Annotated in this window: 14 protein-coding genes; 10 read left to right on the top strand and 4 right to left on the bottom strand. The window is 56.7% G+C overall.

What is annotated here, in order from left to right:
• Window positions 1-111 precede the first annotated feature (111 nt).
• Complete coding sequence (locus tag LHAB_RS14855) at window positions 112-546, top strand: host attachment protein (RefSeq protein ID WP_090047506.1); 435 nt, start codon at window positions 112-114, stop codon at window positions 544-546.
• A 173-nt stretch (window positions 547-719) separates the two neighbouring features.
• Here LHAB_RS14855 and metK read toward each other — a convergent pair whose 3' ends face one another.
• Window positions 720-1,901 carry a methionine adenosyltransferase gene (gene metK, locus LHAB_RS14335; protein ID WP_090047504.1) on the bottom strand — a complete coding sequence of 394 codons (1,182 nt, stop codon included), beginning with the start codon at window positions 1,899-1,901 and terminating at the stop codon, window positions 720-722.
• 177 nt (window positions 1,902-2,078) lie between these two features.
• Between metK and LHAB_RS14330 the strand changes: the two genes are divergently transcribed.
• Window positions 2,079-2,300 carry a SlyX family protein gene (locus LHAB_RS14330; protein ID WP_019430677.1) on the top strand — a complete coding sequence of 74 codons (222 nt, stop codon included), beginning with the start codon at window positions 2,079-2,081 and terminating at the stop codon, window positions 2,298-2,300.
• Between the two features lie 5 nt (window positions 2,301-2,305).
• Window positions 2,306-3,355, top strand: a complete 1,050-nt coding sequence (locus LHAB_RS14325) for an RNA methyltransferase (protein WP_090047503.1) — start codon at window positions 2,306-2,308, stop codon at window positions 3,353-3,355.
• Here the strand turns inward: LHAB_RS14325 and LHAB_RS14320 are convergent.
• On the bottom strand, window positions 3,336-4,232 hold the full coding sequence (locus tag LHAB_RS14320) for a DMT family transporter (protein WP_090047501.1): 897 nt from the start codon (window positions 4,230-4,232) through the stop codon (window positions 3,336-3,338). The two genes, LHAB_RS14325 and LHAB_RS14320, sit on opposite strands and share 20 nt — an antisense overlap.
• 10 nt (window positions 4,233-4,242) lie before the next feature.
• Complete coding sequence (locus tag LHAB_RS14315; RefSeq protein WP_090047499.1) at window positions 4,243-4,743, bottom strand: methylated-DNA--[protein]-cysteine S-methyltransferase; 501 nt, start codon at window positions 4,741-4,743, stop codon at window positions 4,243-4,245.
• A gap of 109 nt (window positions 4,744-4,852) precedes the next feature.
• On the opposite strand from LHAB_RS14315, the gene LHAB_RS14310 reads away from it, so the two are divergent.
• Genes LHAB_RS14310 through LHAB_RS14290 form a run of 5 tightly spaced genes read left to right on the top strand, consistent with a single transcriptional unit; the run spans window position 4,853 to window position 10,361 of the window.
• A complete protein-coding gene (locus LHAB_RS14310; protein ID WP_090047497.1) occupies window positions 4,853-6,256 on the top strand; it encodes a phosphomannomutase/phosphoglucomutase in 1,404 nt (467 codons plus the stop codon).
• 25 nt (window positions 6,257-6,281) lie between these two features.
• Window positions 6,282-7,364, top strand: a complete 1,083-nt coding sequence (locus LHAB_RS14305) for a glycosyltransferase family 4 protein (protein WP_090047495.1) — start codon at window positions 6,282-6,284, stop codon at window positions 7,362-7,364.
• 8 nt (window positions 7,365-7,372) lie between these two features.
• Window positions 7,373-8,716, top strand: coding sequence for a 3-deoxy-D-manno-octulosonic acid transferase (locus LHAB_RS14300; protein WP_228763445.1), 1,344 nt, complete (start codon window positions 7,373-7,375; stop codon window positions 8,714-8,716).
• Window positions 8,713-9,573 (top strand): glycosyltransferase family 2 protein, encoded by an 861-nt coding sequence (locus LHAB_RS14295; protein ID WP_090047491.1) that lies wholly within the window; start codon window positions 8,713-8,715, stop codon window positions 9,571-9,573. Before LHAB_RS14300 ends, LHAB_RS14295 begins: the two co-directional genes overlap by 4 nt.
• Complete coding sequence (locus LHAB_RS14290) at window positions 9,558-10,361, top strand: glycosyltransferase family 2 protein (protein ID WP_369814123.1); 804 nt, start codon at window positions 9,558-9,560, stop codon at window positions 10,359-10,361. The genes LHAB_RS14295 and LHAB_RS14290 overlap by 16 nt, the downstream gene beginning before the upstream one ends.
• A gap of 59 nt (window positions 10,362-10,420) precedes the next feature.
• Here LHAB_RS14290 and LHAB_RS14795 read toward each other — a convergent pair whose 3' ends face one another.
• Window positions 10,421-10,783: a TIGR02450 family Trp-rich protein gene (locus LHAB_RS14795; protein WP_228763443.1), complete on the bottom strand. Its 363-nt coding sequence runs from the start codon at window positions 10,781-10,783 to the stop codon at window positions 10,421-10,423.
• A gap of 288 nt (window positions 10,784-11,071) precedes the next feature.
• On the opposite strand from LHAB_RS14795, the gene LHAB_RS14725 reads away from it, so the two are divergent.
• The gene (locus LHAB_RS14725; RefSeq protein ID WP_194943195.1) at window positions 11,072-11,515 is read left to right on the top strand and encodes a hypothetical protein; all 444 of its coding nucleotides are present in this window, start codon (window positions 11,072-11,074) and stop codon (window positions 11,513-11,515) included.
• Window positions 11,512-12,492 (top strand): glycosyltransferase, encoded by a 981-nt coding sequence (locus LHAB_RS14280; RefSeq protein ID WP_090047489.1) that lies wholly within the window; start codon window positions 11,512-11,514, stop codon window positions 12,490-12,492. Before LHAB_RS14725 ends, LHAB_RS14280 begins: the two co-directional genes overlap by 4 nt.
• The last annotated feature ends 11 nt before the right edge of the window (window positions 12,493-12,503 follow it).

The following is a 12,503-nucleotide window of genomic DNA, read 5'->3' as shown; positions in this document are numbered from 1 at the left end:
CTTGATCGAGCTTGACCGCGCGCTGAATCTGAGCTTCTGTGGCTACAGATTCAATGGCCAACGCGTGATCCCACTAAAGAGAAAAAAGCATTTGACTCCAAAGGATTCGACATGTCTCAAAAAAATTGGATATTGGTGGCCAATGCTTCGCAAGCAAGGCTTTTGGAGCGTGCATCTTTTGCTGAACCTTTGGTGGAGCTGACCGCATGGCGTCATCCCGCAAGTCGCATGCGAGCGAGCGAGACCGAGCGGGCGCCCCTGGGTCACTCAGAGGCTGGTCGGGCTGGTTTGGCACCGCGCGCAAACCTCAAACAGGCCCATCGCAGCGAGTTTGCAAAAACGCTGGCCAAGTATTTTCATGAAGCGGTTTTGCATCACCGTTTCAATGCCTTGACCGTGTTTGTTTCTAACCCTTTCATGGGGGAGTTGATGTCGCATCTGGACGTTCAGGTGCAACGCGCCGTCGCGGTCAAACACGTGTTGGATTTGACGTCCTTGAATCTGACGGAGTTGGATCAGCGCCTGCGCAGTGAGTTTCGTTTGTAATCCCATCTGCACTCGTGTGTCAGCCGAATGAAGAAAAGGCGGCTCAAGCAGCGCCACTTTCATTGCCGCAGCCAGCGTGTCCTGACCAAGCCAGCGCCCATAAAAAAGCCGCTCAAGGGTGGCTGAGCGGCTTTGGCTTGCCCTTTTTTTGGAGGGCTGGTTGCGGCTTCGGCTTACAGGCCAGCGGCCGCTTTCAATGCGGCGGCGCGGTCGGTGCGTTCCCATGTGAAGTCGGGCTCGTCGCGGCCAAAGTGGCCGTAGGCGGCAGTCTTGCTGTAGATCGGGCGCAGCAAGTCCAGCATCTGGATGATGCCTTTGGGGCGCAGGTCAAAGTGCTCGGCCACGAGTGCTGACAGCTTGTCGTCACTGATCACGCCAGTGCCCGCGGTGTTGACGGTGATGTTCATGGGGCGAGCCACGCCAATGGCATAAGCCACTTGCACTTGGCACTGCGTGGCCAGACCGGCGGCCACGATGTTTTTGGCAACATAGCGGGCGGCGTAGGCGGCCGAGCGGTCCACTTTGGACGGGTCTTTGCCGCTGAAAGCACCGCCGCCGTGCGGGCAGGCACCGCCGTAGGTGTCCACAATGATTTTTCGGCCTGTGAGGCCGCAATCGCCCTGGGGGCCGCCAATGACGAAACGGCCGGTGGGGTTGATCAGGTACTTGGTGTCCTGCAACCACTCTTTGGGCAGCACGGGCTTGATGATCTCTTCGATGATGGCTTCGGTGAAGCTGGCCTTCATCTTGGTCGATGTTTCCGATTGGTCGGGGCTGTGCTGGGTGGACAGGACCACGGTGTCGATGCTGTGGGGCTTGCCATCCACATAGCGCATGGTCACCTGGCTTTTGGCATCGGGGCGCAAGAAGGGCAGGCGGCCGTCTTTTCGAAGCTGGGCTTGGCGCTCGACCAGGCGGTGGGCGTAGTAGATGGGGGCGGGCATCAACTCGGGCGTTTCGCTGCACGCGTAGCCGAACATCAGGCCTTGGTCGCCTGCGCCGATGTTGAGGTGGTCGTCCGAGGCGTGGTCGACGCCTTGGGCGATGTCGTTGGACTGCTTGTCGTAGCAAACCATGACCGCGCAACCCTTGTAGTCGATACCGTAGTCGGTGTTGTCGTAGCCGATGCGCTTGATGGTGTCGCGGGCGACCTGGATGTAGTCGACGTGCGCGTTGGTGGTGATCTCACCGGCCAAGACCACCAAACCTGTGTTGGTCAGGGTTTCGGCGGCCACGCGGCTGCGGGGGTCTTGTTCGAAAATGGCGTCCAAAATCGCATCCGAGATCTGATCGGCGACTTTGTCGGGGTGGCCTTCGGAGACGGATTCCGAGGTGAAGAGGAAATTGCTGGACATGAAAAAAGCTCCTAAGGTTTCAGTGGTTTGTCGGCGTTGCCGACCCTGATAACCCGGAGCCTGGCGAACGCTTTAGCAGATTTTATGAATCGCCCTGCAAGTAGTTCAGATAACTCGGCGATGGAGTGATTATAAAAGATGTCAGAGCCCGGTCCAAAATCATGTCCAATACAGCCCATGGACATTCCCACCCCGATTGAAAACCGCCTCGTCGACCTGGAGATCAAGGCCGGCTTCACCGAAGACCTGCTGGACCAGCTCAATGCGCAGGTTTACCGGCAGCAGCAGCAAATCGACGCACTGATTCAGGAGCTGCGCCAGATGCGAGACCGCTTGCCCGAATCGGGCGGCGGCGCTGAAATGCGCAATCTGCGTGACGAAATCCCGCCCCATTACTGAGCCCCATGCACAGCGTTCAGGATATCCGCGACCACTTGCGCGCTTTGGGAGCCAACGCCCTGCACGAACAGCGCGTGCTGCGCCTGTGGACCCAAGCCAAGCCTCAGGACAGCGGCCGCAGGCCGCTGGAGAGCTTCATGCCCACCGCTGTGCGCGAGGCTTTGCCAGCGCTCACCCAAACCCTCAGTGGCCTGGCCACGCTGCGGGAGCAGCACCCGGGCCAAGACGGCTCGGCCCGTTTGCTGGTCGGCCTGCAAGATGGGCAGACGGTGGAGAGCGTGCTGTTGCCGCGCGATGGCCTGTGTGTGTCGTCCCAAGTGGGTTGTGCGGTGGGCTGTGTGTTTTGCATGACCGGGCGCGAAGGCCTGATCCGGCAGGTGGGCAGTGCCGAGATCGTGGCCCAAGTGGCGCTGGCGCGAACCCTCAGGCCGGTCAAAAAAGTCGTGTTCATGGGCATGGGCGAGCCCGCACACAACCTGGATGCGGTGATCGAGGCGATGGACTTGCTCGGGACCGTGGGCAATATCGGGCACAAAAACCTGGTGTTTTCGACCGTGGGCGATGCGCGTGTCTTCGAGCGTTTGCCGCAAGGCCGAGTCAAGCCTGCACTGGCCTTGTCGCTGCACAGCACCCGGCCTGATTTGCGCGCGCAACTGTTGCCGCGTGCCCCGCGCTTTGACCCGAAAGACCTGGTGGAGGCGGGCGAGGCCTATGCCCGTGCCACCGGCTACCCGATCCAGTACCAGTGGACCCTGATCGAGGGCGTGAACGACAGCGCCGAAGAAATCGAAGGCATCGTGCGATTGCTCCACGGCAAATACGCGCTGATGAACATGATTCCGTACAACACAGTGCCCGATTTGCCCTATGCCCGGCCCAGTTGGGAGCGCGCGGCCGAGATCGCTCGCACGCTGCACCAGCGCGGCGTGCTGACCAAGCTGCGCCAGTCGGCTGGGCAGGATGTGGATGGGGGCTGTGGCCAGCTCAGGGCGCGCGATGCTCAGCGCGTGCAGCCGGTACATCTGCACAAGCGTGTCAACGCCCCGGCAGCTTGACCAACCCGCTGGACAAAGAGGTCCCGAACAAAATCACCGCGCCGCACAGCAGCATCCAGGCCGTCACGCTTTCGCCCAAAAACAGCACGCCATAAGCGATGGCAAACACCGGCACCAAGAAGGTGACGGTCAGCGCCCGAGCCGGCCCCGAGTTCTCGATCAGCTTGAAGTACAGGATGTAGGCCACCCCGGTGCACAGCACCCCCACCACCAGCAAAGACCACCAGACCGAGGCGCTGGGCCCATGATCGGGTCGACACCACAGCGCGGGCAAGGCCAAGACCAAGGTCGCGCCGATCTGGCTGCCCGTTGCGGTGACCAGTGGTGGCAGGCTGGGGATGTGTTTTTTGGTGAAACTCGCTGCCAAGGCATAACAAGTGGTCGCGGCCAAGCAAGCGGCGACTGCCCAGGCCGGGGCAATGCCCGAGTCGTTGGGCTTGAAGCTGGCTTGTCCCCCTGCCAGCAGCACCACGCCACCAAAGCCGATGGCCAGACCCACCGTGCGTGAGAGGGTGGGCTTATCACCCAGCCAAAGCCAGGCGACGACGGCGCCGAACAAAGGCACCGTGGCGTTCAGGATGGAGGAAAAACCGGTGGTGATGTGCAGCACCGCAAAGGCATACAGCGCAAAGGGGATGCCGCTGTTGAGCGCCCCGACAAAGAGCACCGGCTTCCAGTGCCTGCGCAATTCGGCCCAGTGGCCTTTGGCCAACATGATCGGCAGCAAAAAAATCGCTGCAATGGCCACTCGGATGGCGGCCGTGGGCAGGGGACCCAACTCGACGGCCGCAACGCGCATGAACAAAAAGGACGAGCCCCAAATGGCGGCCAAGATCAAGAAGTCGGCCAGCCAGCCTTTGGCGGGAGATGCATGCATGGATAAAAAGTCAGATGCCGGGATGGCCTTCCAGCTGCAGCAACGCTTGCTTGCGCCACAGCCCGCCGGCGTAGCCCGTGAGTTGGCCACCGGCGCCCAGGACGCGGTGGCAAGGCACGATGATACTCACCGGATTGCGCCCCACGGCCGCGCCTACGGCCCGCACCGCTTGGGGCCGTGCCAGCAGCCGTGCTAGCTCGCCATAGCTCTGGCTTTGGCCGGCGGGGATGCGCAGCAGGGCCTGCCAAACCGATTGCTGAAACGGGGTGCCTGCCGACAAATCAAGCGGTCCTTCCCATTTCAAGATTTGCCCGCCCAAATAGGCCTGCACCTGGGCTGCGGCGCTTTGCAGCAAGGGATGGGGTGCATGGCTTGCCCACTGATGGCGCTGGGCTTCGCTGGGGCCGTGTTTTTGGTCGTCAAACCACAGACCGCACAGGCCTTGCGCACTGGCCGCCAGCGTGATCGGCCCCAAGGGGCTGTCGATGCGAAGAGCGCTCAAGGGGGGCATGCTTGACCTTTGAAAATCATGGAGGACAGGTGGATGTTAGCTCGGCCCGCCTACAATCTCCAATTTAAGAATCAACCAGGCCTCAGCGGCATTTGGACAGGTACGGCGCATGCAAATCACCCCCTCCATCTTCAAAGCCTACGACATCCGCGGCGTGGTGCCCTCGACCCTGAACGAGCAAGTGGCCGAGGGCCTGGGCAAGGCCTTTGGCACGCACGCCTTGGCCAACGGCGAAAGCACGGTGGCCGTGGGACGCGACGGCCGCCTGAGCGGCCCGGGCTTGTCGGCGGCGCTCATTCGCGGTTTGGTGGCGGCGGGCATCCGCGTGATCGACATTGGCCTGGCCACCACGCCCTTGCTTTACTTCGCGGCCAGCACCGTTTGCCAAAGCGGCATCCAGGTCACGGGCAGCCACAACCCCAAGGACTACAACGGCTTCAAGATGGTGCTCGGCGGTCGCGCCATTTATGGCGACGAAATCCAGGGTCTGCGCCAGATGATGGAAGCCGAGACTTGGCAGCTGCAGGGCGGCGGCAGCGTGATGCTGCTGGATGTGCTGGCCGATTACACGCAACGCATCGTGGGCGATATCCGACTGGCGCGTCCCATGAAGATCGTGATCGATTCGGGTAATGGCATTGCGGGGGCTTCAGCCCCCGGCATCTTTCGCGCCCTGGGCTGCGAGGTGATCGAGCTGTTCAGTGAGGTGGACGGGCACTTTCCCAACCACCATCCCGACCCGAGCAAGCCGGAAAACCTGCAAGACCTGATCGCGGCCCTGAAAACCAGCGGGGCCGAATTGGGCCTGGCTTTTGACGGCGACGGAGACCGCCTGGGCATCGTCACCCAAGACGGTCAGAACATCTACCCCGACCGCCAGATGCAGTTGTTTGCGCAGGACGTGCTCAGTCGTGTACCCGGCGGCACCATCTTGTTCGACGTGAAGTGCTCACAGCGGCTGGCTCCAGCTATCCAAGCGGCAGGGGGGCAACCGCTGATGTACAAGACGGGCCATTCGCTCATCAAGGCCCAAATGCGGGCCATTGAAGCCGCGGGTGGCCAGGCCCCCTTGGGGGGCGAGATGAGTGGACACATCTTCTTCAAGGAGCGTTGGTATGGTTTTGATGACGGCACTTATGCAGGCTGCCGCTTGCTCGAAATTGTCAGCCAATCCCCTGATGCCAACGCAGTGCTCAACGCCTTGCCCACCAGCTTCAGCACGCCCGAACTCAACGTGACCTGCGACGAAGGCGAACCCCACAGCGTGACCCGTGCCTTGCAAGCCAAAGCCGCCAGCGCCTTCAGTGCGCCAGCTCAGGTGTGCGACATTGACGGTCTGCGCGTGGATTGGCCCGACGGTTTTGGTTTGATCCGGGCCTCCAACACCACACCGGTGTTGGTGCTGCGCTTCGAGGGCCAGACCGAAGCGGCGCTGCAGCGCATCGAAGGCGAGATGCTGGCACTGCTGCGTTCGGTCAAGCCCGATGCACAGATTCAGGCGGCGGCGCATTGAGTCGACACGGGCTGGTAAATAACCCATGGACAAAGCAGATTCTGTGTTGAGTAATGACCCGGAGGTCATCGTTTTTAACCTGAAGAAACGGTACACAGGCGTCTCGGCCACCATCAATGCGCTCGTGCCCTTGCAGGCTAAGCAGTGGCGTTTGGGGTTTTGTGGCACGCGCATGTCCAACGGCATCGAAGGGATGACGTTGGCTCAGGCCATTGAACTGTCACGGAAGCCGCCGGCAGGAAGAGCTTTTCGAATTTGGCACGTGCGGCGTGATCCGGAAATGATGGCCGCTATTTTTGCTCGGGATGTCCTGCGTTTGCCCATCAAGCTGGTGTTCACCTCGGCCGCCCAACATTTGCATGGCTGGTTTCCAAGGTGGTTGATTTCCAAAATGGACGCAGTCATCTCCACCACCCCTTTGGCTGCGAGTTTTGTGCCCAACACCACCGCAGTGGTGCCGCATGGCATTGATTTGTCGCGCTTTAGCCCTCCGCCGGACAAACTGAATGCTTGGGCCGATTCAGGCTTGCCAGGTCAATACGGCATCGGTGTGTTCGGCCGCGTGCGACCCGACAAAGGCAGCGATGTTTTTGTGCACGCCATGATCCAAGCTTTGCCCCAACTGCCGGGTGCCACGGCGGTCATTGCTGGATTGGCGCAGCCCCAGCATCAGGCATACCAGCAAGATCTGCAGCGTCAGATCGATGCAGCGGGCTTGCACGATCGGATTATTTTTTTGGGGGAGGTGCCTGCCGGCGAGGTGCACCTGTGGTACCAACGCTGTCTTTTGTGTGTCGCATGTCCACGTTATGAGCCGTTTGGTCTGACGCCATTTGAGGCTGCAGCAACCGCTTGTGCGCTGGTTTGCTCACGCACAGGGGCCTTTGACCAATTGGTCATACCCGGGAAAACCGGTGAGATGGTAGGCGTCGAAGATGTGCCAGGATTGATCCAAGCGGTCTTGTCTGTGCTGAAAAATTTGAACCATGCGGTGCAAATGGGTGAGGCTGCACGTATCCGTGTGAGCGAGCACTTTTCGCTGGACCGGGAAGCCGAGGCGATTGCCCGTATTTACAGTGGGCTCTTTGAAAAGGCAAGTGCCGGATGACACGGGCCTTGTCTGGTTTGTCTGTGTTCGAGAGACTGGTGTTGGCCGCCTACGGTATTTTTTTGCATATTTTGCAGCCTTTATTGCGCCAAAAGCTGCGCCGTCGTGCACGGCATGAACCTGAATACGGGTTCAATGTGGCGCAACGCTTTGGACAATACGCGGGCAGCCTTCCTCAAGGTGGTTTTGTCTGGCTTCATGCTGTATCGCTGGGAGAGACCCGTGCTGCAGCTCTGCTTTTACCTGCTTTGCGCGAGGCATTTCCGGGCATGCGCCTTCTGTTGACACACGGAACTGCCACAGGCTTGGTTCAGGGTCGGGCGCTGCTGCAAGCGGGAGATGTTCAAGCTTGGATGCCTTGGGATACAGCGCGGTCAACGCGTCAATTCTTGGCGCACTTCAAGCCAAGCATGGGCTTGCTCATGGAAACCGAAGTCTGGCCTCAGCTTGTGCAGTCCTGCCGCCGTGCGGGTGTGCCCTTGTGTTTGCTCAATGCACGCATGAGTGAAAAATCCCTTTACCAGACTCTGCGATGGAAAGCGCTTTCTGGTCCTGCTTACCGTGGCTTGCGGCTGGTACTGGCCCAATCTGTGCCTGATGCGCAGCGTTTTTTGCGTTTGGGGTGCCAGGATGTGCGGGTTGTTGGGAATATTAAGTTTGATGTGGCTGTCTCAGATCAGGCACGTCAGCAGGCTTTACTTTGGCAGAGTGTTTTAGCTGCACGACCTGTCGTCATGCTGGCCAGTACACGCCAGGGTGAAGAATTTTTGTGGTTGCAGGCTTTGCAGTCCCAACCTGCTCGGCTGGAAAAATTCAAGGCGTTGGGTGTTTTGTGGCTTTTGGTGCCTCGCCATCCTCAGCGCTTTGACGAGGTTCATGATCTGCTTGAGCTAGCTCAGTTGCACAGTGAGCGCAGAAGCGCATGGGGTGATCATGAACCCGATCCCGCTCGCATGGCCATTGCAGATGCGATTTTGGGTGACAGTCTAGGTGAAATGCAGGCATATTACTTGATCAGCCGCATGGCTTTACTGGGAGGCAGTTTTGCCCCATTGGGTGGACAAAATCTGATTGAAGCTGCAGCGTGCGCTTGCCCATTGGTCATGGGGCCGAACACGTTTAATTTTTCAGAGGCGGCCGCTATGGCGGTTGAGCAAGGTGCTGCTGTCCAGGTTCAGGACATGCAGGCCGCCTTGGATCATGTGGTTTTGGCATTGACCCAGCCAAAGTGCCTTGAGCACGCGAAAACAGCTGCTGTCCAGCTCTTAAAGAAGGGGCAGGGTGCCGTGCCCAACCATATCAAGGCCTTGTGTTCAATGGCTGCGACCAAGAGGAACGGGGAAGTGGCATGAGCCATTCAGCTTTTTCGCAGGTCACCATCGTGGTGGTCACCTTCAATAGTGCACATTGTTTGCCGTTGCTCTCGCCATTGTTAGCGATTTGTCCAAATGTGGTGATTTCAGATAATGGCAGTGAGGATGGCACTGCCGCGAAGGCTCAAATGTTGTGGCCGCACGTCACGGTTTTGTCGCATGGGCGGAACCTCGGTTTTGGCGCAGCCAATAACCGAGCTCTGGCTCAGGTGAAAACTGCATTTGCCTTACTGCTCAACCCCGACTGTGAAATGACATCTCAGGCTTTGCTGGACCTGCTGGCATTTGCAGAATTTTTCAATGATGCCGCTCTTTTCGCGCCTCAACTCATGGCCTCGGAGGACAGAGCAGAGATCAATTACCGGTGGCCCTCTGTTTACTGGAGCAGTCGTGGTCCTGCAGCGGAAGGCACCGTGTGCGTTGGTTTTGTTTGTGGTGCAGTCATGCTGCTGCGCATGGAGCGCATGGCCATGACTGGCTTTTTCGATGAGCGCTTCTTTCTGTATTACGAAGACGATGACTTGTGCCTGCGGCTTTTTCAGGCCAAGCAAGCCATGATGCTGTGCCCACAGGTGCAGGTCCTGCATCGGTCCCGAGGATCGGTACGCGGTCGATCACCCTTGAGAAACGAATACCTGCGAGGTTTTCACCATGCACAATCGAAGCTGATATTTTTGAATAAACATGCGTCTTTGCAAGCCGCACAAAAGCTGCGAAGACGACTGATTTGGACGACCGCGCTGGCTTTGCCGTTACGCGTCATCCTGTTTTCGCCCAAGCTGCTGGCCCGCATGTGGGGACGCTGGTGGGGGTTGTGGAAATGGAGCGCATTATGAAGACTGTAGATCGACCCACGCTTTGCATTGGAATTCTGACGATGAACGAGGAACGCCGGATTGCCCAATGCATTCAAAGCGCCAAGTTCGCAGATCAGATTGTGGTCGTGGACAGTGGCAGCATCGATCGAACGATTGAAATCGCCAAGGAGTTGGGTGCAGAAGTTCAGTGCCACGATGACTGGCAAGGTTTTGCCGCGCAACGCACACGTCTGCTGCAATATGTCAAAACGGACTATATTTTCTTTCTGGATGCTGATGAAGTGATTGGTGAAGCCTTGGCCCAGGAAATTCGTGCCGCTGTAGCCAGCCAACGAGATGCCATTTGGGAGGTGTTGTGGAACCAGGTCGCATATGGCCGGCCGCTCGCGCTGATGAAATCCACGGCGGGTGTTCAGCGTTTGTTCAAGACGGCCTCTGTTGAAAAATTTGAAGGTGTTGTGCACGAAGGAGCCATCATGCGCAACGGGTCACGCCCTGTGTTCAAGTTCCATGCACGCTTGTTGCACTATTCGCGGGAAACAGTGCATGGCAGTTTGCTCAAATTAGCGCAGTATGTGCAGCACGGTGCTGCCAAGAGAGCACAGATTGGCAAAACAGGCGGTGTATTGCGAGGGTTTGCGTCTGCGTTCGCTATTTTTTTGAAACTTTATGTCTTCCGTCGTGGATTTCTTTGCGGGGCAGAAGGTTTTCTGTTTTGCTTTTTTATAGCATTAGAGTGTTTTTTCAGGTATGCAGCATTAAAGTATGACTTTAAAGAATCTTCCTCCATACTTTCTAAGCGATGACAAACTGGCATTCCCCCAAACCCATAGACACGCTCACTGTTACAGATTTTTCCATACAGTCAAACCCAACCCTGCCCCCAAACGCCGTAGTCCTGCAGCCCCCGCCATGCGATGACCTGCGTGGCCTTTGAGAAAACCGCTTCAATTTCCACGCTTTTGATCGGGGTGGTTAGTTGTTCGGGTTGAATCACCCGGCTGGCCAAAAAGTGTTTTTGCTTGACCACAGGTTTGACCGCTGTCCACTTGGTCAGCAGCAGTTTTTTAGGGTTTAAGGGGTTCATGCGTGATGGCCCTTCCGGCTTGCTTTGCATTTCCCGCGCCACCGCCTCGGCCGTATCGATCACGGGGTGCACTTTATTGATGACTGGCTTTACCACTTCAGAATAGAAATTGGCGGCATTTTTCGCTCGTTGTAGCTGCATGGCGCCACTTCAGTTTTGACAACATTACTTGTCTATTGATTTGGGGTAATGCCAATTACCAAAAATGTCTTGATGTCTTTTTTGGTTGTTTTTGCTTTGTCGAAGGTAGATCGCTCATGGCTGGGACGACACAGTATTTTTTGGCTGGAAGTAACAGTGCTGAGGGTTGTCAGCATCACCCATCTGTCTTCAGGTCGAACTGGTGTGTTGCTTTTATTGCCGGGGCTTTTTTCATACATGCTGATCCGATAGGGCGGCAAAAAGTTGTTGCTTGGACTGCCTGTTTTGGTGCTGATCGTAGTTGCGGGGATGGCATCATCTAGTCTGATGCGTGATCAGATCACTTTAGGGATAAATGAGTTCGCGCAGCGAGATGTGGATGTGATGTCATCGATTGGGCGCCGTGCTTATAACTACCGTATCGTGCCGAAACTGATTTCCGAAAGTTCTATTGTGGGTCACGGTACAGGGGCGTATCACGGTGTTGTTGGTATGTTGCTCTATGCGACGCTGTTGGTATCTTTGTACCGTCTGGCAAAGTTCTCAGACCAAGTACAGGGCAAATTATTGTTGGTATCCCTTACCAGTATTTTGTTAATGGACAGTATGATCAACACTCCTTTATTCAGTTCAAGAGAAAGTCATTTCTTTTTATACATGATGGCATTGTTAATTTCATTGAACCGCCCATCATTAGACTGCAGTCATGATCGCTTTTCGAGACCCGTATGAAGATTTTGCTCGTACATCAAACCAAAATTCCGGTATTTTCTTATGGGGGTACCGAGCGTGTTGTTTGGGATTTGGCCAAAGGCCTGATTGAGCTCGGGCACGAGGTTACTTTTTTGGTACCAGAGGGTTCAAGTTGTGATTTCGCAAGGGTGATCTGTATTGACGCCACGAAAACTGTCATGGAGCAGATACCCTCTGACGGCTTTGATATTGTTCACTTCCAGTCGAACACGGAAATGGAACCAGATTTCCCTTATCTGGTAACTGAACACGGTAACAGCAAGCGGGCATATCCTTTTCCGTTGAATACAGTCTTCATTTCCAAAAATCATGCGGATCGATATGGCTCCAAGGAGTTTGTGTACAACGGTTTGGACTGGTCCTCCTATGGGCCTGTCGACTGGTCCGTGCCCCGCCTTCGCCATCATTTCTTAGGCAAGGGTTCCTGGCCTGTTAAAAATCTTAAAGGGGCGATTCAAGTGGCTCGCAGGGCAGAGATGGAGTTGGCCGTGCTTGGCGGGACGCGATTGAATATGTCACGGACATTTCGATTCACGCCTTGGAGGTCCATCTATTTTCACGGCATGGTGGGCGGTGAATTGAAGTTTCGATTGCTTAATGAATCAAAAGGCATGATTTTTCCAGTGCGCTGGAATGAGCCCTTTGGCTTAGCCGTGATCGAGAGCCTATATTTTGGTAATCCGGTGTTTGCAACGCCTTACGGAGCGCTGCCAGAGATTGTTTTGTCTCAGCACGGGTATTTATCTGATTCCATTACCGAGCTGGCTTTGGCTGTTCGTGAGATGAAGTTCGATCCTCTCGAATGTCATCAACGGGCGGTTTCTATGTTTAACCATGTGGCAATGGCCAAAGGTTATTTGGAAAAATACCACCGCGTCTTGGATGGTGAGCGTATGAACGCATCACAGCCGGTGCTCAAGGAAAATGGCCATCAACTGTTACCTTGGCATGCCTGATCGTGCCTTAG

The organism is Limnohabitans sp. 2KL-27, assembly GCF_001269345.1.
Classification (GTDB): Bacteria; Pseudomonadota; Gammaproteobacteria; order Burkholderiales; family Burkholderiaceae_C; genus Limnohabitans_A.
The sequence above is the reverse complement of the archived record's forward strand: the minus strand, read 5'-3'. Positions and strand labels throughout refer to the sequence as shown.